This window comes from Streptomyces sp. NBC_00986, from assembly GCF_045162565.1.
In the GTDB taxonomy this organism is placed as follows: domain Bacteria; phylum Actinomycetota; class Actinomycetes; order Streptomycetales; family Streptomycetaceae; genus Streptomyces.
This window is the reverse complement of the sequence record NZ_CP108733.1, coordinates 1,116,094-1,137,493: the sequence shown is the minus strand read 5'-3', so window position 1 is coordinate 1,137,493 and position 21,400 is coordinate 1,116,094. Positions and strand designations below refer to the sequence as shown.

Sequence of the window (21,400 nt, the reverse complement as noted above, 5' to 3'; positions counted from 1 at the left end):
ACTCCCTTGATCCATACGGTCGCAGGCGCTGCCGGAATGTTGTGCAGTTTGCCGGGTGGCGTGACCGTGGTGGTATGGGGAGAAGTACGTACGTGCGTATGTGGACGTGACACACGCGGGATCGTGAGGACTATGACGGGCGGGCCGGCCGGGGCGTACGAACGCATGCTGGCGGTCGCGGTGGCGGCGCTGCACGAACGGGAACCCGAGCGGCTGTGGCCGTTGGTCGCGGCGGCCCTGCCGGGGCTGTGCGGGGGCGAGGCGCTGATCTACAAACTCGGCGAGTGGACGGACCGGACCGGGTCGATGGGGCTCTCGCCCGGCGCCGCGGAGCACTTCGGGCGGATCGACGACGAGACGATGGCAGTGCTGCGACGGGGTTATCCCTTCGCGGACCACTACGCCAGGGCCGGTGCCGTCCGGCGACCCGGGACCGCGCACCGGATGGCCGGGAAGGGGTGGGCGCGCAGCCGTACCGCGGGCACGATCAGCCGGTTGATGGACGCCGACCACGTCCTGGCGATACCTCTGCCCGGCACGTCCACTCCGGTCACCGGCTGCCTCGTCTACCGTGCCGGCGCGGATTTCACCGAGGACCATGTGCGGGCCGCCGAGGAGTTGCAGCCCCTGCTGGCCGGTGTGGAGCAGCAGCGGCAACTTCTTGAACGCTGGCGTGCGGCGGCTCCGCCCGAGACGGGAGAGGAGGTGTCGGCGGACTCTCGGCTCACACCCCGCCAGGTCACTGTTCTGCTGCTGCTCGCCGATGCGCTGACGGCGTCGGCGATTGCTCATCGCCTGGGTATCTCCGTGCGTACGGTGCACAAGCATGTGGAGGGGCTGTACCGGAAGCTGGGGACGCGGGATCGGGTGAGTACGGTGTTGCGGGCGCAGGAGATCGGGTTGCTGCCTCGGCGGGTGGGGCGTTGAGGACGTGGGGGCTTTGGGTCGCCGAGTGGGTGCGGGTCGGTGGGGGCTGGTCGCGCAGTTCCCCGCGCCCCTGACGGACCCGGCTGCGCCGGTCCTCGAGGGTGCGCGTGTGTGGCCGAGCCACATGGATGGGACGCCGAGACCCCGCCCACTGCCCCGAACCCGCTCGATGTCCGATGATCGTTGTGGACACCCGGGGCCCCGAGGCCCGCATACGGCACCGACAGGAGCTCACTTCCGTGGTCTACGACATCACCGCCCTGCGCGCGCTGTTTCCCGCTCTGAGCGGCGGACCCGCCCACTTCGACGGTCCCGGCGGTACGCAGACGCCGCGACCGGTCATCGAGGCCATCACTCAGGCGCTGGCGAACCCGCTCTCGAACCGCGGCCAGGTGACCGCGGGGGAGCGTAACGCCGATGCCATCGTCACCGGGGCGCGCGAGGCCATGGCCGACCTTCTGGGGGCGCAGGCCTCGGGGATCGTGTTCGGCCGTAGCGCCACCCAGCTCACCTACGACTTCTCCCGCACCCTCGCCGCGACCTGGTCACCTGGGGACGAGGTCGTCGTCACCCGGCTCGACCACGACGCCAACATCCGCCCGTGGATTCAGGCCGCCGAGCGTGCCGGGGCCACCATCCGGTGGGTGGACTTCGATCCCGCGACCGGCGAGCTGACCCTGGACCACCTCCGCGCCGCCCTGTCCGACCGCACCCGGCTGGTCGCCGTCACCGCCGCCTCCAACCTGATCGGCACCCGTCCCGCGATCACCGAGATATCTCGGCTGGCTCATGGGGTAGGGGCCCTGGTCTACGTCGACGGGGTTCACTACACCGCGCACGCCCTCGTCGACATCGGCGAACTCGGCCCGGACTTCTTCGTGTGCTCCCCGTACAAGTTCCTCGGCCCGCACCACGGCGTCCTCGCGGCCCGGCCCGAACTGCTGGAAACCCTGCGGCCGGAGAAGCTCCTGCCGTCCTCCGACGCGGTTCCGGAACGCTTCGAACTCGGCACCCTGCCCTACGAGTTGCTCGCGGGTACGCGTGCTGCGGTCGAGGTCCTCGCCGGGCTCGACACGGACGCCGGCGGCAGTCGTCGCGAGCGCCTGGCCGCGAGTCTCGCCGCGCTCCACCGGCACGAGGAAACCCTGCGTACGCGTATCGACCAGGGGCTCGCAGCCCTGGACGGAATCACCGTCCACTCGAAGGCGGCCGACCGCACACCCACCGTGCTCCTCACCCTGGACGAAGCCTTCGGCGCACAGGGCACACAGGACGCCTCCCGCTTCCTGGCGGAACGGGACGTCTACGCGCCCTCCGGTTCCTTCTACGCCATCGAGGCCTCCCGCCGACTCGGCCTCGGCGACTCCGGCGGCCTGCGGATCGGCCTCGCGCCCTACACCAGCGTCGAGGACGTCGAACGGCTCCTCGCCGGACTGGAACTGTTCCTGAAGCGGGCGCCTCACTGAGAATGGGGTTCCATGGCGGTGGCGGAGAGTGGGGCGTCTGAACTGCCCTGGTGTGCGGGCCAGTTGGCCCTCAGTCGGCTCCGGGCGCCGCGTCCCGCGCCGGGAAGTCCGCGCCGACGGTGATCTCGCGCCAGCTGTCGAAGGTGGTCCTGAGGTCCAGTCGTACGTGGTGGTCGGTGCTCACTCCGGCCCGGACCGCGATCTCCTCACGGAGCAGACCGGGCGTACGGCGCACCCCTGTGGGCATGCCGTGGCCCTGGTGCACCCACCTTTGCGGGGCGGGTCTCAGGGGCGGCGGGCGGCGATCACCGCTGAGGCGGACGGTGTGGTGAGTACTTCGGTCGCGTCGAGGGCCGGGTGCGTGAGGTAGAACAGGCGCAGTTCGTCGACCTCGTCGCCGTGACGTGGTGGCCAGTGGGGTGACGGGGTGAAGTCGTCCAGGACGAGGAGGCCACCGGGGGCGAGGAGACCGATCACCCGCTCGGGGTCCTCGCGCTTTCCACCGCCGTCGCAGAAGAAGACGTCGAAGGGGGCGTGCCGCTCCAGCAGGCGCCAGTCCCCGGTGAGGACGGTGACGCGGTCGTCGTCCGCGAAGGCACCGGCCGCCCGACGGGCCAGCCCCTCGTCACGCTCGACGGTGACCAGACGGGCATCGGTGCCGAGCCCGCTGTGCAGCCAGGCGGTACCCACGCCCGTGCCGGTGCCGCTCTCCGCGACGACCCCGTGCGGTTTCGAGGCGGCGGCCAGCTTCAGCAGCCTGCCCACCTCGGGGATACAGCTCCACGTGAAGCCCAGCTCGGAGGCGACACGCTCCGCGGCCAGCACACGGGACGGAACGGCCCGCTCTGCCATGAGTACGGACTCCCTTCGGTACGGACTCTCCTCAGCGCGCACGTGAAGCTATCCGTCGACAGCCGCCGGCCGTCAAGTACGGATGAGGGAAAAAGACGTGCCCAATGAAGGATTAATGATGGTTCTGACCTCTTCAACAATGCCCTGCGCCGCACCTACCGTTACGCCCATGTGAACAGCCCGGCGACCAACTGATCAGCGCGCTTGTGGTCGGCCATGACGGTTTCTGGAGGGAGAGGGCGATGGAGCCTGCGGCGGACCCGGCAGTGGTCGGCCTCGCCATGACCCCGCACCTCACCACCGCCTTCGGGACGGTGACGCGCGCCCGCGACCCGTTCGGCCTGCCACCAGCCGCTGCCCGCTCCTCCCGACGTGGTCCCCGCCCCTCGTCCCACCCCGACCGGAATCTCAGAAAGGCCACAGCATGACCACCTCCCCCCAAAACAGGATCGCCGGTGCCCCCATCTCCTGGGGCGTGTGCGAAGTCCCCGGCTGGGGCTACCAGTTGACGCCCGAGCGGGTACTGAACGAGATGCGCGAGGTCGGCCTCGCCGCCACCGAGTTCGGCCCCGAGGGTTTCCTGCCCGCCGAGCCCGGCGCCATGGCCCGCACCCTCGCCGACCACGACCTGCACGCGGTCGGCGGCTTCACCCCGCTGCTGCTGCACGTGCCCGGCCACGACCCGCTGCCCGAGGCCGAACAGCTCCTGGCGGGCTACGACGCCTCGAAGGCCGAGGTGCTGGTCCTGTCCGCCGTCACCGGTCAGGACGGCTACGACTCCCGCCCCGAACTCGACGCCGACGGCTGGAAGTTGCTGCTGTCGAACCTGGACCGGCTCGCCTCGCTGGCCGCCGAACGCGGTGTCCGCGCCGTCCTGCACCCGCACGTCGGCACGATGATCGAGAACGGCGACGAGGTCCGGCGCGTCCTGGAGCACTCGGCGATCTCCCTCTGCCTCGACACCGGCCATCTCCTCATCGGCGGCACCGACCCCGCCGAGCTCACCCGCCAGGCCCCCGAGCGCATCGCCCACACCCACATGAAGGACGTGGACGCCTCCCTCGCCGCCAAGGTCCAGGACGGTCAGCTCAGTTACACCGACGCCGTGCGCAAGGGCATGTACCGCCCGCTCGGCGCCGGGGACGTGGACGTCCAGGCCATCGTCACCCACCTCAGCGCCCGCGGCTACGACGGCTGGTACGTCCTCGAACAGGACACCATCCTCACCGAGGAGCCCAAGGCAAAGGGCCCGGTCGAGGACGTGTGGGCCAGCGCCGAGCACCTGCGCTCGGTGCTGCGCGGCGTCGCGTAACCGAATTCGGGCCTGATGTGCTTTTGATGTGTTCCGATGGATTGACCGATCTACGGGGCCCATCTCAGAATTCCGGAGCGATCGGGTTCCGTGCCTTTGTGAACTCTGGGAATCCGACCATGAGGGATCCAGGAAACAGAAATGACCGCTGACCAATTTCTGGCCACGTGCTGGACCACGGCGGGCGATACGGCTCCCGACGAGGCGGACCAGCGCAGCCCGCTGAATCTCCGGGACCGGGTGGAGGCGGCGCGCGACGCCGGATTCACCGCCTTCGGACTGCTGTACACGGACCTGGTGGAGGCCGAGCGCGAGTACGGGATCGCCGGGATCCGGTCCCTCTTCGAGGACAACGGGATCAGCCATGTCGAGTTGGAGCTGCTGACCGACTGGTGGGCCGACGGCCCCCGGCGGGCCGCGTCGGACACCGTCCGGGTCGGCATGCTGAGAGCCATCGAGGCGCTCGGTGCCCGCACCTTCAAGATCGGCCCCGACGTGGCGGACGAACCCTGGGAACTCGACGTCTGGGCCAAGGAGTTCGCCGTACTGGCCGCGCAGGCCGACGGGGTGGGCGCCCGGCTCGGGGTCGAACCGCTGCCCTGGTCCAACCTCAGGACCGTGCACGACGGCCTACGGCTCGTGGAGGCCGCCGGCCACCCGGCGGGGGGCCTCATCATCGACGTCTGGCACACCGAGCGCGCCCACACCCCGCCGGCCGAGCTGGCGGACGTGCCGGGTGCGCGGATCGTGGGCGTGGAGCTCAACGACGCACACAGCGAGGTCGTCGGCACGCTCTTCGAGGACACCGTCCACCGCCGACTCCTGTGCGGAGAGGGCTCGTTCGACCTGCCGGGCATCATCGCTGCACTCCGCATGGCCGGTTTCCGGGGCCCCTGGGGCGTGGAGATCCTCTCCGACGCGCACCGCGCGCTGCCGGTGCGGGAGGCCGCCGTGGCGGCATATCGGAGTGCCGCGGCACTCGTGAACTGAAAAAGGCCACAGGGGTGGCGGGAGCGAAACCACGGTCGTTCCCGCCGCCCCTGTTTTCATTTCCATTTCGGTGTACTGGGCATGCTTTAGCGGCCGTCGGGAAATTGTTCAGACATCTTGTCGTGATGGATAAATGATGTCATTACAAGCGTTGACCCCGGGGTGGCATGACGGTTCTATCTCGTCATAAGCAACAGCCGTGTTAACGGCATGTGATCCGCAGCCTTCGCTCGGCCAGCCGCTTCTCCGTTTCCCCCGCAGCACAGTGAGGTGCCGGAAAGATGGACCGTACATCCCACCCCCGCTCCCGCAGAATCGTCCCCGTCGTCGCGGCGGCCGCAGCCGCCGCACTGCTTGTGGCCGGCTGCTCCAGCAGTTCCGGAGGCAAGCAGTCCTCGGAGGACACCTCCGGTGTCTCGGCCGGCAAGGCCACCACTCCCCGTATGACGGTCGCGATGATCACGCACGCGGCGCCCGGTGACACCTTCTGGGACACGATCCGCAAGGGCGCCCAGGCCGCCGCCGCCAAGGACAACGTCAAGCTGGTCTACTCGTCCGATCCCAACGGCCCCAACCAGTCGAACCTGGTGCAGAACGCGATCGACCAGAAGGTCGACGGCATCGCGGTCACCCTCGCCAAGCCCGACGCCATGAGGTCCGTGATGGCCACCGCCGAGAAGGCCGGCATCCCCGTGGTCGGCTTCAACACCGGTGTGCAGGACTGGAAGAAGCAGGGTCTGCTCGAGTACTTCGGCCAGGACGAGAGCATCGCCGGTGAGGCATTCGGCCGCAAGCTCAACGCGGCCGGCGCCAAGCACACCATCTGCGTGATCATGGAACAGGGGCAGGTGGCCCTGGAGGCCCGCTGTGCCGGCGTGAAGAAGACCTTCACCGGCAAGACCGAGATCCTCAACGTCAACGGCACGGACATGCCGTCGGTGAAGTCGACGATCACGGCCAAGCTCCAGCAGGACAAGACCATCGACTATGTGACGACGCTCGGCGCCCCGTTCGCGATGACCGCCATCCAGTCCATCGCCGACGCGGGCAGCAAGGCCAAGCTCGCCACGTTCGACCTCAACAAGGACGCGGTCGGCGCCATCAAGGCCGGCAAGATCCAGTGGGCCATCGACCAACAGCCCTACCTCCAGGGCTACTTGGCCGTCGACTCGCTGTGGCTCTACAAGACGAACGGCAACTACAGCGGCGGCGGCCAGGCCCCCGTGCTGACCGGCCCGGCCTTCGTCGACAAGACGAACGTCGCCAAGGTCGCCGAGTTCGCCGCCAAGGGAACGCGGTGACGCCCATGACCCAGCTCACGGCACCGGCGACGGACTCCCCGTCGCCGGCTCCGCCGGTCCCGCAGACGGACGGGCGGACCTCTGAACGACCTTTGCCACTACGGTTGTTGGCGCGTCCCGAGGTGGGTGTCTTCCTCGGTGCGGCCGCGGTGTACGTGTTCTTCCTGATCGCGGCTCCGCCGGTGCGCGAGGGCGCCGCGATGGCGAACATCCTCTACAGCTCGTCGACGATCGGCATCATGGCGCTGCCCGTCGCCCTCCTCATGATCGGCGGGGAGTTCGACCTCTCCGCCGGTGTCGCGGTCATCACGTCGTCGCTGACCGCGAGCATGCTCAGCTACCAGCTCACCATGAACGTGTGGGTCGGTGTGATCGTCGCGCTCCTGGTCTCGCTGGGGATCGGTTTCCTCAACGGCTGGATGGTCGTCAAGACCGGCCTGCCGAGCTTCCTGATCACGCTGGGCAGCTTCCTGATCCTGCAGGGTGTCAACCTCGCCGTGACGAAGCTGGTCACCGGCAATGTGGCGACCGATGACATCAGCAACATGGACGGCTTCAGCCAGGCCAAGAAGATCTTTGCGACGTCCTTCAATATCGGTGGCGTCGACGTGAAGATCACGATCTTCTACTGGCTGGTGTTCGCGGCGGTCGCCTCCTGGGTGCTGCTGCGCACGAAGTACGGCAACTGGATCTTCGCGGTGGGCGGGAACAAGGACTCCGCGCGGGCTGTCGGTGTGCCGGTGGCGTTCACGAAGATCTCGCTGTTCATGCTGGTCGGTCTCGGTGCCTGGTTCGTCGGGATGCACCAGCTGTTCACGTTCAACACCGTGCAGTCGGGTGAGGGTGTGGGCCAGGAGCTGATCTACATCTCGGCGGCCGTGATCGGTGGCTGTCTGCTGACCGGTGGTGCCGGCTCGGCGATCGGCCCGGTCTTCGGGGCGTTCATGTTCGGCATGGTGCAGCAGGGCATTGTCTACGCCGGCTGGAACCCCGACTGGTTCAAGGCGTTCCTCGGCGTGATGCTGCTGGGCGCCGTCCTCATCAATCTGTGGGTCCAGCGCACCGCGACCCGGAGGTGACCTTCATGACGAGCAGTCAATCCATCGTCCAACTCCGTGGCACGGGCAAGTCCTACGGCAATGTCCGTGCCCTGCACGGCGTGGACCTCGCGGTCCGCCCGGGCCAGGTCACCTGCGTGCTGGGTGACAACGGCGCGGGCAAGTCGACGCTGATCAAAATCATCTCCGGGCTGCACCAGCACACCGAGGGCGAGTTCCTCGTCGACGGCGGGCCCGTCCACTTCACCACCCCGCGTCAGGCGCTGGACCGCGGTATCGCGACGGTCTACCAGGACCTGGCCGTCGTGCCGTTGATGCCGGTGTGGCGCAACTTCTTCCTCGGCTCCGAGATGACCAGCGGCCCGTGGCCGTTCCGCCGTCTCGACATCGAGCGGATGAAGAAGACCGCGGACGAGGAACTGCGCAACATGGGCATCGTCCTGGACAACCTGGACCAGCCCATCGGCACCCTCTCCGGCGGCCAGCGCCAGTGCGTCGCGATCGCCCGTGCCGTCTACTTCGGGGCCCGTGTCCTGATCCTGGACGAGCCGACCGCCGCCCTGGGCGTCAAGCAGTCCGGCGTGGTGCTCAAGTACGTGGCAGCGGCCCGTGAACGCGGTCTCGGCGTCATCTTCATCACCCACAACCCGCACCACGCCTACATGGTCGGCGACCACTTCAGCGTCCTGCGCCTGGGCACCATGGAACTCTCCGCCGAACGCAGCGAGATCACCCTCGAAGAGCTCACCAACCACATGGCCGGCGGCACCGAACTCGCCGTACTCAAGCACGAGTTGTCCCAAGTCCGCGGCGTCGACGTCGAAAAGCTCCCTGAGGAGGCCGCGCTCAAAGTCGGCTGACCCGCACAGCGGTTGGGGGCGGTACCGGACCGGTACCGCCCCCAACCGCTGTCTCTCCTCAGGCCTGAGGAAGCACCGTACTGGGCCGGGCCGGGAACCCTGCCGCCCGATAGCAGTCGTCGATGAGACGCATCGTGGTCAGCGCGTCATCGGCGTCCGGCACCAGCGGTTCACCGTGCCTCAAGTGGGCGGCGAAGGCCTCCAGTTGGTAGGTGTACGACGACCGGCGGCCCATCTCCTCCGTGCGCTCACCGGCCGCCGTACGCACGACGACACGGTCGTCCAGATGGGGCTGCACGAAGTTCATCACCGTGGCCTCGCCGCGTGAGCCCACGACGCGACAGCTCATCTGCCAGGTGTCGTGGGCCATGTGGCAGCGGGCGCTGCCCGTGGCGCCGCCCGGGAACTCCAGGTCCGCGTCCAGCCATGCGTCGATCCCCGGTGCGCCGGTCTTCTCGCCGCCGCGTGCGGTGACCAGCCGTGGTGCGCCGCCCGCCCAGGGGGCGAGCATGCGCTGGGCGTGGAGGCTGTAGCACCCGAGGTCCATGAGCGCGCCGCCCGCCAGGGGGAGCGACCACCGTACGTCGCTGTCCGGGGGCGCGGGCATCGCGACCATGGTGTCGACATGCCGGAGATCGCCCAACTCCCCGCTGTCCAGCAGCTCGTGGAGACGCAGGACGACCGGGTGGAAGAGGTAGTGGAAGCCCTCCATGAACACCGTGCCCGCCTTGGCCACGGCCTTGTGGACCTCGGCCGCCTCCGTCGCGTTGCTCGCGGACGGCTTCTCGGTGAGGACGTGCTTGCCGGCCCGGAGGGCGGCCAGGTTCCACGGCCCGTGCAGGCTGTTGGCCAACGGGTTGTATACGACCTCGATCTCCGGGTCGGTGACGAGGTCGGCGTAGGAATCGACCACCCGCTCCACGCCGTGCTCGGCGGCGAAGGCCTCGGCGCGGTCGCGGTCGCGGGCGGCCACCGCGACGAGGCGGTGACCGGTCGTCCGCGCCGGCCCCACGATCGACAGTTCGGCGATCCGTGCGGCGCCCAGGACGCCGATCCGCAGGGGTTCGTCCGTCGTCACTTGCGCACCTCTTCGAGTCGTACGGGACGGTGTTCGTGCAGGGACAGGGTGCAGGCCTCGGCGATCCAGCTCGCCTCGACGGCGTCGGCGACCGTGCAGGGGGAGGTGCGGGTGCCGGCGACGACCTCGGTGAACGCGGTGAGTTCGGCGCGGTAGGCGGCGGCGAACCGGTCCATGAAGAAGGTGTGCGGAGTGCCGGCCGGGAAGGTCGCGCCGGGCTCCACGGACCGTAGCGGCAGCTTGTCCTCCAGGCCGACCGCGACGCTGTCCTTCATGCCGTGCACTTCGAGGCGTACGTCGTGACCGCGGGCGTTGTGGCGGGAGTTGGAGATGACGGCGATGGTGCCGTCGTCGAGGGTGAGCAGGCTGGACGCGGTGTCGACGTCACCCGCGTCACGGATGTGGTCCGCGCCGCGGTTGCCGCCCGTCGCGTAGACCTCGACCATCTCGCGGCCGGTCACCCAGCGCACGATGTCGAAGTCGTGCACGGCGCAGTCGCGGAAGATGCCGCCGGAGACGGCCACATAGGCGGCCGGCGGCGGGGCGGGGTCGAGTGTGGTGGACCGTACGGTGTGCAGGTCGCCGAGTTCACCGCTCACCACGGCCCGGCGCGCGGCGACACAGCCCGCGTCGAAGCGCCGGTTGTAGCCGATGTGCACCTCGACACCGCTGCCCTCCACCGCGCGCAGCACCTCCAGGCTCTCCTCGACACCGCGGGCCACGGGCTTCTCGCAGAACACGGGGATGCCCGCGTTCACGGCGGCGCGGATCAGTTCGGGGTGTGCGTCGGTCGCGGCGGCGATCACCACACCGTCGACTCCCGCCGCGAGCAGGGCCTCGGGGGAGTCGGCGGGGACGGCCCCGAAGCGTTCGGTGGCGATGGCGACGGCGGTGGCCACCGGGTCGGTGACCACCAGGGAGTCCACGGCGTCGAGCCCGGCGAGGGTCTCGGTATGGAAGGCGCCGATGCGGCCCAGTCCCATGATGCCTATGCGCATGAGAGGAGTGCTCCTTCTGCCGGCGCGCGGCTCAGTCCTGGCCGCCGAAGACGTTCTGGTCCCAGTCGACGACCGAGCCGGTCACCACGCCGCTGCGGTCGGAGAGCAGGAACACCACGAACTCGGCGATCTCGTCGACCTGCCCGAGTTTGCCCATGGGCTGCGATCGGGCCGCCTGCTCGCGCCAGTCGTCGCCCGCGCCGTGGAAGGCGCGTTGGGTGGCGTCCTCGCCCTCGGTGTCGGTCCAGCCGATGTTCACGGTGTTGATCCGGATCCGGTCGAAGCGGTGGGCGTGCGCGGCGTTGCGGGTCAGGCCCGCGAGGCCCGCCTTGGCCGTGGAGTACGGGGCGAGGTAAGGGGGTCCGCCGTGGGCGCAGTTGGAGCCGATGTTGACGATCGTGCCCGGCGCCTTGCGGGCAGTCATGTCGGCGACCGCGGCCTGCATCGCGAAGAACGGTGCTTTGAGGTTGATCGCCATGTGCCGGTCGAACAGTTCCGGCGTGGTGTCCAGCAGCGAGCCACGTGACGTCAGCCCGGCCGCGTTGACGAGGCAGTCGACGCGCCCGTAGGCCTCGGCGGTCCGTACGACGCTGTCGCGTGCCTGCGCCGGATCGGAGAGGTCCGCCCGCACGAAGCGGGCGCCGGTGTCCGCGGTGAGCTTCTCGCCCAGCTCCGGGCGGCGGCCGGTGAAGACGACGGTCGCGCCCTCACCTACGGCCGCCCGTACGACACCGGCGCCGACGCCCTGGCTGCCTCCGTTGACGAGGACGACTCTGTCCTCAAGCAGTCCCATGAGTGTGATGTGTCCTTTTCGGTTTTGGTTCAGCTCTGGCGGCGCTTGGCGGCGGCCTGCAGTTCGTGGCGCAGCCGCTCCGCGTCCCACTCCTCGGTGACGGCCTGGCGGAGGGTGTCCGCCTGCGAGGGCGGGGCGAGACCCTCGACCGGCGGGTCGAGGTCGAGGTTGGTGGGGAAGGGGTAGCCCTCGGCGGTCGCGGCGATCACCCGGCGCAGCCAGTCCTCGGAGACGCCCTCGGCCTTGCGGCTCAGCAGTACCGGGAACAGGGCGTTCGACATCGCCTCGCGGTCCACCGTTTCCATCGACCGGCCGAAGGCGGAGGAGATCTGCAGCAGATTGGCCATGCGCTTGATGTCGGCCGAGCGGTTGTGGCCGGCGGCGTGGAAGAGCGCCGGGTTGAAGAACACCGCGTCGCCCTTCTCAAGCGGCAGTTGCACGTGGTGCGTCTCGAAGTACTCGACGAACTGCGGGAGCCGCCACGCGAGATAGCCGGGCTCGAACTTCTGCGAGTGCGGCAGATAGAGCGTCGGGCCGGACTCGACGGGCATGTCGACGTGGGCCACCGCGCCCTGCAGGGTCAGCACCGGCGAGAGCCGGTGGACGTGCGCCGGATAGGCCGCCGCCTGCTCCTGGGAGAGGAAACCGAGGTGGTAGTCACGGTGCACGCTCTGCGCCGCGCCGCCCGGGTTGACCACGTTCAGCTGCGAGGTGACCTGATAGGCGGGGCCGAGCCAGGCCTCCGAGATCAGCTCCAGGATGTCGTTGGCGTAGTAGTCGGCGAACGCCTCGGGCGCCCGTACGGCGATCTTGTCCAGGGCGTTCCACACGCGGTCGTTCGCGCCGGGCTTGGCGAAGTGGTCGCCGCGGGCCGCGCCGCTCGCGCGCTCCTCCTCGATCAGCGCGCGGAAGGCGTCGGACGCCCGGTCCACGACGGCCTCGTCCGGGAAGGCGCCCTTGAGGACCACGATTCCGGGCCCGTCGAGCAGCGCCCCCACCAGCTCGCTCTGCACGTCCCGGCGGCCCTCGGCGGTGGCCGCGAGAGCACGGAGCCGGGCGCTGTCGTAGAGCGGGACGTTCTGCTCGACGCGCTCGGCCGAGGGATGGTCGGCGATGTCGGTGCGCTGCTCCACGAGTGAGCGGAACGCGTCGAGATCGCAGTCCGCCTCGGTCAGCCAAGTCCGCGTCCTTGCGGTGATGGGAGACATCCGGGTCCCTTTCGCTGTCAGTGCGTTTCTGCCAGTCTTGATAAAACAAACCCATCATTCAATGCCTCTCGCCACATCAAAAGTGCATCATCGGTCTGGGGGATCACTCATGCGACACCGGTACCCGATCAGGGAAATCGCCCGTCAGGCCGGGCTGAGCACGGCCACTGTCGACCGTGTCCTCAACCAGCGGGGCAATGTCACGGAGAGCACCATCAGGGAGGTGCAGGAAGCCATCAAGGACCTGGATCGTCAGCAGAGCCAGGTCCGGCTCGGCGGCCGCACCTTCATGATCGACATCGTGATGCAGACGCCGGAGCGGTTCTCCACCGCCGTACGGGACGCGCTCGAAGCCGAACTGCCCTCCCTGCACCCCGCCTTCGTGCGCTCACGCTTCCACTTCCGCGAGGTCTGCCCGCCCGCCGAACTGACCGCGACGCTGGACGGGATCGCGAGGCGCGGTTCGCAGGGGGTGATCCTCAAGGCCCCCGACGAGCCGGAGATCGCCGCCGCCGTCGGGCGGCTGATCGCGGCAGGTATCCCCGTCGTCACCTTGGTCACCGACCTGCCCCACAGCGCACGCCTGGCCTACGTCGGCATCGACAACCGCGCGGCCGGCGCCACCGCCGCCTACCTCCTCGGACAGTGGCTGGGCAGGCGGCCCGGCAATGTGCTCACCACCATCAGCCGGGGCTCCTTCCGGGGCGAGGAGGAACGCGAGATGGGCTTCCGCAGCGCGATGCGCCTCGCCGACCCCAGGCGGTCCCTCGTCGAGGTCACCGACAGCGACGGCCTGGACGCCACCCAGCACGAACTGGTCCTGGAGGCGCTGAAACGGGACGAGGAGATCATCGCCGTGTACTCGGCGGGCGGCGGCAACCTCGCCACCCTCGACGCCTTCGACGCGCTGGGCCGGGAGTGCGCGGTGTTCATCGCCCACGACCTGGACCACGACAACACCCGGCTGCTGCGCGAGCGCCGCCTGTCCGCGGTCCTCCACCACGACCTGCGCCAGGACATGCGCCGCGCCTGCCAGATCGTGATGCGCGCCCACAAGGCCCTCCCCGACGACGGCCCGACACTGCCCTCGGCGATCCAGGTGGTCACCCCGTTCAACATGCCGCCGGGGGCGCCGTCCGTGCCGGTCGTCGACTGAACTCGGCCCACGCCGAGGGGTGTTGGGGTCAGCGCTCGTAGACGCCGGTCAGCCTGCCCCGGCCCAGGACGCGTGCGGTGATCGCGGGCAGAAAGGCGCGGGGTCGTGCCCGGTCCACCGGTGTCGTGCCGGAGGCGCTGTCCACGGGGGCCGAGAGGGCGAACAGCTGGAAGACGTAGCGGTGCGGGCCGTGGCCCTTGACGGGCGCGGGACCGTGGTAGCCGCGTCCGATGGTCGAGCGGAGCACCCGCACACCGGGGCCGGGCTGTCGGTACGACAGCGCGCCGGGCTCCAGGTGTCCGGCCGCCGGGTCGATCAACGCGAGGCAGTGCACCGCCGGCTTGGCGATCGGCACGTCGATGTCCTCGACGACCAGGAGGAGTTGCGCGGTACCGGGCGGGAGCGGGGCCCAGGACAGCTGGGGTGACAGGTCGGCGCCGCCCACGGTCTTCGCGCACTGCTTCAGCGGCATCGTGCCGCCGTCGCCGAAGTCCTCGCTGGTGAGCGTCAGTTGCTCGGGGCCTTGGAGGTCGGGCAGGTTCCACGCCATGTGGGTGTCGCCTGCTCTGCGGTTCTTCAGGAGTCGGCCGAGCAGGGTCATCGCGTCGCCTCCACCATGTCGACGACCTCGGCGGCGGTCGCGGTCTCGCCGAGCTTGGGGAAGACGCGCTCGACACTGTGGCGATGGGCCTCGGGGTCGGGATCGCCCATCGCGTCGGTGGCCAGGACGACGTGGTAGCCGTGGTCGGAGGCCGAGCGCGCGGTCGACTCGACGCCCGAGCTGGTCGCGATGCCGGTGAGCACGACCTGCGTGACGCCCAAGTCCCGTAGGAGCGTGTCGAGTCCGGTGTCGTGGAACGCGCTGCGCCGCCGCTTGGTGATCAGATGGTCGGTCGGTTGTACGTCGAGTTCGTCGATGAGGTCGGCCCAACCGGCGGGCGGGGCCGTGGTGTTGGTGGATCGTCCGGTGTCGGTACGCCCCGGTGCGCGGCCGGTGACGTTGACCAGGATCACGGGGAGACCGTGGCGCCGGAACTCGGTGGCCAGGTGGGTCGACTGCTTGACGGCGGCCGTGACCGGGGCGTCGGTGAGGGCAGAGACGATGCCCTTCTGCAGGTCGATCACGACGAGCGCGGTGGTGGGGTCGATCGTTGTGAGTGGCATGGGGAGTTGGATCTCCTGCGGATGTCTTTGGTGCCGTGGATGCCTTGAATGTCACTTGTCCGGTCGTGCGAGGGCGTTGCCGGTGGCGGCCTTGCGCGGTCCCGGAGTCCTGGCCGTGGGGCCGGTGCCGGCGCCGCGCAGCAGGGAGGCGATCGCGGCGAGGAAGGCGAGGCCGGCGGCGAAGGCGAACACGACGACCAGACCCGAGTGGAACGGCCCGGATATCAGGGTCGGGAAGAACTCGCTTCCGGTGAGAGTGTGTTGCTGCGCCGCCGTCAGACGGGTGAGGACGCCGCTGGGCTGGAGCAGGTGCTGGATCGGGTTGACGCCCAACTGCGCGGCGAACAGGGAGGAGACCGGGGGCAGTCCGGCGACCTGGGTGGCCAAGTGGGCGGGCACGCCCTGCTGCTGCAGCCCGGTGGTGAGGCTGGCCGGGAGACTCCTGGCCAGCCCGGCGATCATCAGGGAGAAGAACACGCCGATGGAGACGGCGGTGCCGGAGTTCTGGAAGGTGGCGCGCATGCCGGAGGCGACTCCGCGCAGCCGGGCGGGCACACTGCCCATGATCGAGGAGGAGTTGGGGGAGGCGAACATCCCGCTGGCTATTCCGTTGAGCGCGATCAGCAGCGCGAAGATCCAGTAGCTGAAGTCGATCGGCAGCAGCATCAGACCCAGGAAACTCGCGCCGAACAGCGCCGCGCCGCCGGTGGCCAGACCCCGTGAACCGAGCCGGTCCGACAGATACCCGGACACCGGGCCCGCCGCGAGGAAGCCCGCGGTCAGCGGCAGCATGAAGATGCCGGCCCACAGCGGGGTGTCGCCGTAGTCGTAGCCGTGCAGCGGGAGCCAGATGCCCTGCAGCCAGATGATCAGGACGAACTGCATGCCGCCCCGGCCCATCGAGATGGCCAGGCCCGCCAAGTTGCCGAAGGTGAAGGCCCGTTGGCGGAAGAGGCTCAGCTGGATCATCGGCGCGGAGACGCGTTTCTCGATGACGACGAACGCCGCCAGGAGAAGCAGCCCGCCGGCTATCAGCACGTCGACCAGCGGGTTGGTCCAGCCCATGGTGTGGCCGCCGTAGGGCTGGAGGCCCGCGGTGATCGCGATCAGGGACGCGCTGAGGCCCACCGCGAAGGTGATGTTGCCCCACCAGTCGATGCGGCCGCCGTCGTGCTTGGCGGTCTCGCGCAGGGTGCGGTAGGCCCACACCGTGAAGAACACTCCGACGGGCACGTTGACCCAGAACACCGCCCGCCAGTCCCAGGCCGACAGCAGACCACCGGCGACCAGGCCGATGAACATGCCTCCCAGCGCGGCGACTTGGTTGATGCCCAGGGCGAAGCCGCGCTGTTCCTCGGGGAACGCGTCGGTCAGGATCGCGGCCGAGTTCGCGGTCAGCATCGAGCCGCCGACGGCCTGCAGCAGCCGCCAGCCGATCAGCCACATCGCGCCGTGGCCGCCGTCGAAGGGGTCGAAGGAGAGCAGGACCGAGGCGAAGGTGAAGACCGCGAACCCGGAGTTGTAGATCCGGACCCGGCCGTACATGTCGCCGAGCCGCCCCACCGTGACCACCAGGACGGCCTGGACCAGCCGGTACCCCATGATCATCCACAGCAGGTACGCGATGTTGCCCGGAGCGAGGGGGTCGAGGTGGATGCCCCGGAAGATCGCCGGCAGGGCGATCAGCACGATGGAACCGTCCAGCGCGGACATGAAGACCGCGGCGGTGGTGTTGGTCAACGCGGTCCACTTGTACCGGTCGTCGGCGGTCGGGCGGCGCGGGGCGCGCGTCGTGGGAGGGTCTGTCATCAGCCTGCTTCCTCGTGGCTCCGTCGCCGTCAGATGTTCTGGGCCAGGCGCTCCAACAGCGGTGCGGCCGCGGCGAGTTGCTCCAACTCCGCCGGGGTGAACGCACCGCTGGTCAGGGCCCGCGCGAGGAGTTCGGCCCGCGCATTGCGCTTGTTCCGCAGCGCCTGCCGGCCCGTGTCCGTCACCGTCAGCACCGCGCGCCGGCCGTCGTCGGGATCCGGACGACGTTCGACCAGGCCACGGGTCCGCAACGCGTTGAGCGTCGCTCCCATGGCCTGCGCGGTGATCTGCGCCTCCCGGGCCAGCGCCGAGGAGGTCGTGGGGCCCGCCCGGTCCAACTGGGCCAGGGCGGTCCTCTCGGGCATCGTGAGCCCTCCCTCGACCGGCTGCTGGCGGGCCCGTCGCACCAGCACGCCGATGCTCGCCAGCAGGGCCGAGGCGACCGCGTTCGGGTCCAGGTCGTCGTCCATATGCTAAGGCTAGTTTATAAAGCTGCCTTAGTAAATGACGGCCGTGCTTCCGGCCACGAGTCGAAGCCTTCCGAGCTACGGCAGTCGCGGAGGCAGTGCGCGCAGCGCGTTCCATGCCACCGCCGTGCACAGTGCGGCGAGGGGCAGTTCGAGGCAGACGGCCATCAGCAGCGCCGCGAGGACCGCTCCGGGGCCGGCGGTCAGTACGTCGAACCACGCGTCGACCGTCAGGAGGACAGCGGTGGCCGGGGCCACGGCGACCCGTCGCCGGTCGCAGCGGGCCAGTAACAGGCCCGTGCCGACAAGGCCTATCGCCTCCATCGTGTCCAGGCCGACCCACGCCACGGGGTAGGCGCCCGCCACTCGCGCCAACACGAAGATCCACGGAATCAGCGCCACTCCGGCGGCGGTGAGCACACGGGCGGACCAGTTCCAGCACGTTGTCGTCGTCATGAGGACAAGGCTTCTCGGGATGAACTCCCAGGTCAGTAACGCGGATTTCCGACCTGGGGGTGGTGCTGGGTACAGCCCGAAGCGGAAGCCAGCTGTATGTTCCGCAGGTCCGCCCGGGTTCTACGGTGTGCGTATGCCCCTTCTCACCGCGCTGCGCGGCGCGTTCGCACGCGTGGGCCGCGCGACGGTCTTCAACGTCGCAGGCGTACTGCTGCAGTTGCTTCCGCTCCTGCTGCTCGTGGAACCGTGGCTGATCTTCGCCACCGGCGCACTGACCGCCGTCCAGCGCCGCAGGTTCGCCTCGCTCGCGGGTGTCGACATACCGCTGCTCCCGGTCGCGCAGCGCAGGCCCACACTCCGTGGAGCGATGAACTGGCTCCGCTCCGGGGGGACTTGGCGACAGGTCGCCTATCACCTCCTCGTGGGGCCGTTGGTGTCGTGCGGGACGGTCGTCACCGTCGCGCTGTGGAGCTGGGGCGCGTTCGCGGGGACCGCCCTGGTGTGGATGTGGGGTATGCCCCTTGGGCAGCGGCTGAAGTTCCTGGAGACGTCCACGGAGGCCGTGTACATCAACGCGTCAGGTATTGCTGCCCTGTTGCTCGCCGGGTGGCTGACTCTCGTCCTCGTCCGCCTCGACACCCGCGCCGCCCTGGCCCTGCTGGGCCCCAGCCGGACCGAACAGCTCACACGCAGAGTCGAGGACCTCACCGAGAGCCGGGCCGGAGCGGTGGACGCCGCCGACGCCGAACGCCGGCGCATAGAACGGGACTTGCACGACGGGGCGCAGCAACGCCTGGTCTCCCTCGCCGTGAACCTCGGTATCGCCAGGGCGACACTCACCGACCTCCCCGACGAGGCCAGACAGGTCATCGACCAGGCCCACCGGGAGGCGAAGGAGGCGATCGACGAGCTGAACAACCTGGTGCGCGGCCTGCATCCGGCCGTCCTGGACGACCGGGGACTGGACGCCGCCCTGTCCGGCATCGCCGCGCGCGGCCCGCTGCCGGTGCGGCTGCGCGTCGACGTACCCCGGCGGCTCGCCCCGACCGTCGAGGCCGTCGCCTACTTCACCGTCTCCGAAGCCCTGGCCAACATCACCAAGCACGCCCCCGAGGCCTCCCGGGCGGACGTCACCGTCGGGATCCGCGACGGTAGGCTCCGGGTCACCGTCGCCGACGACGGCGCCGGTGGCGCCGACCCCGCCCAGGGCTCCGGCCTGGCCGGACTCGCCCGCCGGGCGGCCTCCGTGGACGGCGCCTTCTCGATCAGCAGCCCCGCCGGAGGCCCGACCGTCATCACCGTGGAGTTGCCGTGCGCCGTCTCGCCGTGATCGCCGAGGACTCGGTCCTGCTCAGGATCGGCCTGGTCAAGGTGGTGGAGATGGCCGGCTACGAGGTCGCCGCCGAAGCCGGTGACGCCGACGCCCTCCTCGCCGCCGTCGCCGAACACTGCCCCGCCATAGCCGTCGTGGACGTCCGCATGCCGCCCGCCCAGTCCGACGAGGGGGTGCGCGCGGCCCTGGTCATCCGCCGTGAGTGGCCGACGACAGCGGTCCTGCTGCTCTCCCAGTACGTCGAAGAGCGGTACGCCGCCGACCTGTTGACGACGAACACCGGCGGTGTCGGCTACCTTCTCAAGCAACGCGTCGCCGACGTCGAGGACTTCATCGACGCCCTCCGTCGCGTCGAGGCGGGCGGCACCGTCCTGGACCCCGAGGTCGTGGCCCAACTCCTCCTACGGCGCGCCAGCGACCCACTCGACCGACTGACTCCCCGCGAGCGTGAGGTACTGACCTTGATGGCCGAGGGACGCTCCAACTCCGGCATTGCCCGCCAACTCGTCGTCAGCGACAGCGCCGTGGCCAAGCACATCAACAGCATCTTCACGAAGCTGGATCTGCCGTCGGTCGACAGCGACCATCGCCGGGTGCTGGCGGTACTGCGGTTCCTGAGTGCCGGGTGAGCGTGTTCCACCGCGGGCGGTAATTGCCTTTCGCGCGAACCCCCCGAGAGCTAATGTCCCAACCGCCAGTGACCGCCGAGATGTTGGAGCCCAGAGATGCCCGGTCGTCCGGGCGCGCGTTGACGGCATAGGCCGAGATCGGCCCGTCATCGCGTGCCGCCCTTGATGTCGCTGCGGCACAGCGAGCCTTTCCCTCCCCGCTCGAACCGTGGGCGCGTCCTTCGCGCGCGCCGGGTCGCGGGTCTCGTTGTCGGCAACGCAAAGGGTTCCTGTGCCGTCCACTTCGAACAAGGACTTCCGCTGGCTCTGGCTGGGGCAGACCGTCTCCCAACTCGGCGAACAGACAAGCCTGGTGGTCCTCCCGCTCTTCGCCGTTCTGACGCTCGGCATCGATGCCGGAGAGCTGGGCGTCCTGCGCGCCGTGGGGGAGGCGCCGATCCTGCTCCTCTCGCTCTTCGTCGGCGCGTGGGTGGACAGATGGCGGACGCGCACGGTGATGGTGGTCGCTGACGTCGGGCGGACCGTGGTGCTGGGCGCAGCTGCCGCGGCCGGATTGCTCAAGTGGCTTGGTCTGCCCGCCCTGTTCGTCGTGGTCTTCGCCGCCGGTGTCCTCTCCGTGTTCTTCGACATGGCCTACCAAGCCTCTCTCGTACGGCTGGTGACACAGGATCAGCTGGTGCGGGGCAACAGCGCGTTGGAGGGCAGCCGCTCCGCGGCCCAGATCGCCGGCCCTGCCCTCGGTGGCGCGCTGGTGACCCTGCTGTCGGCGCCGGTCGCCATCGCCTCCAGCGCGTTGTTCTTCGCCCTGTCGTTCCTGTCGGCCCGACGGATCCGCCGTACCGAGTCCGTCCCGGAGCGCTCGGAACGTCCCCCTCGCGTATGGCGGCGGATCCAGGACGGACTACGTTTCGTCGTCGGCGATTCCCTGCTGCGGACCGTGTGCCTCGCCGCGGCCGCTTTCCAGTTCTTCTTCGCCGCGACGATGACCGTCTATCTGCTCTTCCTCCCGCGGGAACTGCACCTGTCGGGCACCGCCGTGGGCCTGGCGCTCGCGGCGACCGGTCCCGGCGCGCTCGTCGGCGCGCTGCTGGCCGCCCGGCTGCCGGGCCGGTTCGGATACGGCACGGTGATCGTGGGCGCGGCGGCACTCGGTGACGGCGCGTTCCTGTGTGTGCCCGCGTTGCACGGGTCGTCCGCGGCGACGCTCCCCGTACTTCTGGTGGCCAACTTCGTGTTCGGGATCAGCGCACAGCTGGTGAACGTCACGGTCATGGCCGTCCGGCAGGCCGTGACTCCGCACGGGATGCAGGGGCGTGCGGCCGCGACGATCACGTTCGCCGGCATGGGGCTGGCGCCGCTGGGCTCACTGGCCGGCGGGTTCCTCGCGCAGGAGTGGGGGCTGCGCACCAGCCTTCTCGTGACGGCCGGGGGCATGGTGCTGTCCCCGTTGGTGATGGCGCTGTCCCCGCTCGCGCGCCTGGGAAGGGATCTTCATGCCCTCGCACGTGATCGACCTGGTGCGGAGTAGGGAAGCGGTGGCGGG

At 69.6% G+C, this 21,400-nt stretch carries 23 protein-coding genes; 12 read left to right on the top strand and 11 right to left on the bottom strand.

From position 1 onward, the window contains the following. The first annotated feature begins 132 nt into the window (after positions 1-132). Together OG504_RS05015 and OG504_RS05010 are read left to right on the top strand one after the other, a co-directional pair. Entirely contained in the window at positions 133-927 is a 795-nt protein-coding gene (locus OG504_RS05015; RefSeq protein ID WP_405988594.1) for a response regulator transcription factor, read from the top strand. A 239-nt stretch (positions 928-1,166) separates the two neighbouring features. Then, complete coding sequence (locus OG504_RS05010; protein WP_405988593.1) at positions 1,167-2,393, top strand: cysteine desulfurase-like protein; 1,227 nt, start codon at positions 1,167-1,169, stop codon at positions 2,391-2,393. 70 nt (positions 2,394-2,463) lie between these two features. Here OG504_RS05010 and OG504_RS05005 read toward each other — a convergent pair whose 3' ends face one another. Both OG504_RS05005 and OG504_RS05000 read right to left on the bottom strand, forming a co-directional pair. After that, a complete protein-coding gene (locus OG504_RS05005; protein WP_405988592.1) occupies positions 2,464-2,640 on the bottom strand; it encodes a hypothetical protein in 177 nt (58 codons plus the stop codon). A gap of 38 nt (positions 2,641-2,678) precedes the next feature. After that, the gene (locus tag OG504_RS05000; protein WP_405988591.1) at positions 2,679-3,245 is read right to left on the bottom strand and encodes an O-methyltransferase; all 567 of its coding nucleotides are present in this window, start codon (positions 3,243-3,245) and stop codon (positions 2,679-2,681) included. A gap of 242 nt (positions 3,246-3,487) precedes the next feature. Between OG504_RS05000 and OG504_RS04995 the strand changes: the two genes are divergently transcribed. The 6 genes from OG504_RS04995 to OG504_RS04970 all read left to right on the top strand — a co-directional run bounded on the left by OG504_RS04995 (position 3,488) and on the right by OG504_RS04970 (position 8,766). Next, on the top strand, positions 3,488-3,673 hold the full coding sequence (locus OG504_RS04995; RefSeq protein WP_405988590.1) for a hypothetical protein: 186 nt from the start codon (positions 3,488-3,490) through the stop codon (positions 3,671-3,673). After that, positions 3,670-4,557 carry a sugar phosphate isomerase/epimerase gene (locus tag OG504_RS04990; RefSeq protein WP_019056133.1) on the top strand — a complete coding sequence of 296 codons (888 nt, stop codon included), beginning with the start codon at positions 3,670-3,672 and terminating at the stop codon, positions 4,555-4,557. The genes OG504_RS04995 and OG504_RS04990 overlap by 4 nt, the downstream gene beginning before the upstream one ends. A gap of 141 nt (positions 4,558-4,698) precedes the next feature. Then, positions 4,699-5,547 carry a sugar phosphate isomerase/epimerase family protein gene (locus OG504_RS04985; RefSeq protein ID WP_405988589.1) on the top strand — a complete coding sequence of 283 codons (849 nt, stop codon included), beginning with the start codon at positions 4,699-4,701 and terminating at the stop codon, positions 5,545-5,547. Positions 5,548-5,828: 281 nt separating this feature from the next. After that, a complete protein-coding gene (locus tag OG504_RS04980; protein WP_033280547.1) occupies positions 5,829-6,848 on the top strand; it encodes a sugar ABC transporter substrate-binding protein in 1,020 nt (339 codons plus the stop codon). Between the two features lie 5 nt (positions 6,849-6,853). Further along, positions 6,854-7,927 (top strand): ABC transporter permease, encoded by a 1,074-nt coding sequence (locus OG504_RS04975; RefSeq protein ID WP_405988588.1) that lies wholly within the window; start codon positions 6,854-6,856, stop codon positions 7,925-7,927. Between the two features lie 5 nt (positions 7,928-7,932). Next, positions 7,933-8,766: an ATP-binding cassette domain-containing protein gene (locus tag OG504_RS04970; protein ID WP_405988587.1), complete on the top strand. Its 834-nt coding sequence runs from the start codon at positions 7,933-7,935 to the stop codon at positions 8,764-8,766. A gap of 58 nt (positions 8,767-8,824) precedes the next feature. Here OG504_RS04970 and OG504_RS04965 read toward each other — a convergent pair whose 3' ends face one another. From OG504_RS04965 to OG504_RS04950, 4 genes are read right to left on the bottom strand one after another with little or no spacing between them, the layout of a single operon-like run. Then, positions 8,825-9,844 carry a Gfo/Idh/MocA family protein gene (locus tag OG504_RS04965; protein WP_405988586.1) on the bottom strand — a complete coding sequence of 340 codons (1,020 nt, stop codon included), beginning with the start codon at positions 9,842-9,844 and terminating at the stop codon, positions 8,825-8,827. Then, a complete protein-coding gene (locus OG504_RS04960; protein ID WP_405988585.1) occupies positions 9,841-10,842 on the bottom strand; it encodes a Gfo/Idh/MocA family oxidoreductase in 1,002 nt (333 codons plus the stop codon). Before OG504_RS04960 ends, OG504_RS04965 begins: the two co-directional genes overlap by 4 nt. Positions 10,843-10,873: 31 nt before the next feature. Further along, the gene (locus OG504_RS04955; protein WP_405988584.1) at positions 10,874-11,635 is read right to left on the bottom strand and encodes an SDR family oxidoreductase; all 762 of its coding nucleotides are present in this window, start codon (positions 11,633-11,635) and stop codon (positions 10,874-10,876) included. 29 nt (positions 11,636-11,664) lie between these two features. Beyond that, a complete protein-coding gene (locus tag OG504_RS04950) occupies positions 11,665-12,843 on the bottom strand; it encodes a phytanoyl-CoA dioxygenase family protein (RefSeq protein WP_405988583.1) in 1,179 nt (392 codons plus the stop codon). 109 nt (positions 12,844-12,952) lie between these two features. Here OG504_RS04950 and OG504_RS04945 point away from each other — a divergent pair, with 109 nt between their 5' ends. Next, complete coding sequence (locus tag OG504_RS04945) at positions 12,953-13,999, top strand: LacI family DNA-binding transcriptional regulator (protein WP_405988582.1); 1,047 nt, start codon at positions 12,953-12,955, stop codon at positions 13,997-13,999. A 28-nt stretch (positions 14,000-14,027) separates the two neighbouring features. Here OG504_RS04945 and OG504_RS04940 read toward each other — a convergent pair whose 3' ends face one another. From OG504_RS04940 to OG504_RS04920, 5 genes are all read right to left on the bottom strand, one after another. Further along, positions 14,028-14,600 (bottom strand): YbhB/YbcL family Raf kinase inhibitor-like protein, encoded by a 573-nt coding sequence (locus OG504_RS04940; protein WP_405988581.1) that lies wholly within the window; start codon positions 14,598-14,600, stop codon positions 14,028-14,030. Beyond that, on the bottom strand, positions 14,597-15,163 hold the full coding sequence (locus tag OG504_RS04935; protein ID WP_405988580.1) for a cysteine hydrolase family protein: 567 nt from the start codon (positions 15,161-15,163) through the stop codon (positions 14,597-14,599). Before OG504_RS04935 ends, OG504_RS04940 begins: the two co-directional genes overlap by 4 nt. Positions 15,164-15,214: 51 nt before the next feature. Next, a complete protein-coding gene (locus OG504_RS04930) occupies positions 15,215-16,972 on the bottom strand; it encodes an MFS transporter (protein WP_405988579.1) in 1,758 nt (585 codons plus the stop codon). A gap of 29 nt (positions 16,973-17,001) precedes the next feature. Further along, positions 17,002-17,442, bottom strand: coding sequence for a MarR family winged helix-turn-helix transcriptional regulator (locus OG504_RS04925; RefSeq protein ID WP_405988578.1), 441 nt, complete (start codon positions 17,440-17,442; stop codon positions 17,002-17,004). A 75-nt stretch (positions 17,443-17,517) separates the two neighbouring features. Next, positions 17,518-17,895, bottom strand: a complete 378-nt coding sequence (locus OG504_RS04920) for a hypothetical protein (RefSeq protein WP_405988577.1) — start codon at positions 17,893-17,895, stop codon at positions 17,518-17,520. A 133-nt stretch (positions 17,896-18,028) separates the two neighbouring features. Here OG504_RS04920 and OG504_RS04915 point away from each other — a divergent pair, with 133 nt between their 5' ends. The 3 genes from OG504_RS04915 to OG504_RS04905 all read left to right on the top strand — a co-directional run bounded on the left by OG504_RS04915 (position 18,029) and on the right by OG504_RS04905 (position 21,385). Continuing rightward, positions 18,029-19,225, top strand: a complete 1,197-nt coding sequence (locus OG504_RS04915; protein WP_405988576.1) for a histidine kinase — start codon at positions 18,029-18,031, stop codon at positions 19,223-19,225. Positions 19,226-19,275: 50 nt separating this feature from the next. Beyond that, on the top strand, positions 19,276-19,857 hold the full coding sequence (locus OG504_RS04910; protein WP_405996254.1) for a LuxR C-terminal-related transcriptional regulator: 582 nt from the start codon (positions 19,276-19,278) through the stop codon (positions 19,855-19,857). A 271-nt stretch (positions 19,858-20,128) separates the two neighbouring features. Beyond that, positions 20,129-21,385 carry an MFS transporter gene (locus tag OG504_RS04905; protein ID WP_405988575.1) on the top strand — a complete coding sequence of 419 codons (1,257 nt, stop codon included), beginning with the start codon at positions 20,129-20,131 and terminating at the stop codon, positions 21,383-21,385. Positions 21,386-21,400 lie beyond the last annotated feature (15 nt).

What these genes read in the sequence shown, in the direction of transcription:
- OG504_RS05015 (WP_405988594.1), top strand. Translation starts at nt 133, where the DNA reads ATGACGGGCGGGCCGGCCGGGGCGTACGAACGCATGCTGGCGGTCGCG.
- OG504_RS05005 (WP_405988592.1), bottom strand. Translation starts at nt 2,640, where the DNA reads ATGCCCACAGGGGTGCGCCGTACGCCCGGTCTGCTCCGTGAGGAGATC.
- OG504_RS05000 (WP_405988591.1), bottom strand. Translation starts at nt 3,245, where the DNA reads ATGGCAGAGCGGGCCGTTCCGTCCCGTGTGCTGGCCGCGGAGCGTGTC.
- OG504_RS04995 (WP_405988590.1), top strand. Translation starts at nt 3,488, where the DNA reads ATGGAGCCTGCGGCGGACCCGGCAGTGGTCGGCCTCGCCATGACCCCG.
- OG504_RS04990 (WP_019056133.1), top strand. Translation starts at nt 3,670, where the DNA reads ATGACCACCTCCCCCCAAAACAGGATCGCCGGTGCCCCCATCTCCTGG.
- OG504_RS04985 (WP_405988589.1), top strand. Translation starts at nt 4,699, where the DNA reads ATGACCGCTGACCAATTTCTGGCCACGTGCTGGACCACGGCGGGCGAT.
- OG504_RS04980 (WP_033280547.1), top strand. Translation starts at nt 5,829, where the DNA reads ATGGACCGTACATCCCACCCCCGCTCCCGCAGAATCGTCCCCGTCGTC.
- OG504_RS04975 (WP_405988588.1), top strand. Translation starts at nt 6,854, where the DNA reads ATGACCCAGCTCACGGCACCGGCGACGGACTCCCCGTCGCCGGCTCCG.
- OG504_RS04970 (WP_405988587.1), top strand. Translation starts at nt 7,933, where the DNA reads ATGACGAGCAGTCAATCCATCGTCCAACTCCGTGGCACGGGCAAGTCC.
- OG504_RS04960 (WP_405988585.1), bottom strand. Translation starts at nt 10,842, where the DNA reads ATGCGCATAGGCATCATGGGACTGGGCCGCATCGGCGCCTTCCATACC.
- OG504_RS04955 (WP_405988584.1), bottom strand. Translation starts at nt 11,635, where the DNA reads ATGGGACTGCTTGAGGACAGAGTCGTCCTCGTCAACGGAGGCAGCCAG.
- OG504_RS04950 (WP_405988583.1), bottom strand. Translation starts at nt 12,843, where the DNA reads ATGTCTCCCATCACCGCAAGGACGCGGACTTGGCTGACCGAGGCGGAC.
- OG504_RS04945 (WP_405988582.1), top strand. Translation starts at nt 12,953, where the DNA reads ATGCGACACCGGTACCCGATCAGGGAAATCGCCCGTCAGGCCGGGCTG.
- OG504_RS04940 (WP_405988581.1), bottom strand. Translation starts at nt 14,600, where the DNA reads ATGACCCTGCTCGGCCGACTCCTGAAGAACCGCAGAGCAGGCGACACC.
- OG504_RS04935 (WP_405988580.1), bottom strand. Translation starts at nt 15,163, where the DNA reads ATGCCACTCACAACGATCGACCCCACCACCGCGCTCGTCGTGATCGAC.
- OG504_RS04930 (WP_405988579.1), bottom strand. Translation starts at nt 16,972, where the DNA reads ATGACAGACCCTCCCACGACGCGCGCCCCGCGCCGCCCGACCGCCGAC.
- OG504_RS04925 (WP_405988578.1), bottom strand. Translation starts at nt 17,442, where the DNA reads ATGGACGACGACCTGGACCCGAACGCGGTCGCCTCGGCCCTGCTGGCG.
- OG504_RS04920 (WP_405988577.1), bottom strand. Translation starts at nt 17,895, where the DNA reads ATGACGACGACAACGTGCTGGAACTGGTCCGCCCGTGTGCTCACCGCC.
- OG504_RS04915 (WP_405988576.1), top strand. Translation starts at nt 18,029, where the DNA reads ATGCCCCTTCTCACCGCGCTGCGCGGCGCGTTCGCACGCGTGGGCCGC.
- OG504_RS04910 (WP_405996254.1), top strand. Translation starts at nt 19,276, where the DNA reads ATGGCCGGCTACGAGGTCGCCGCCGAAGCCGGTGACGCCGACGCCCTC.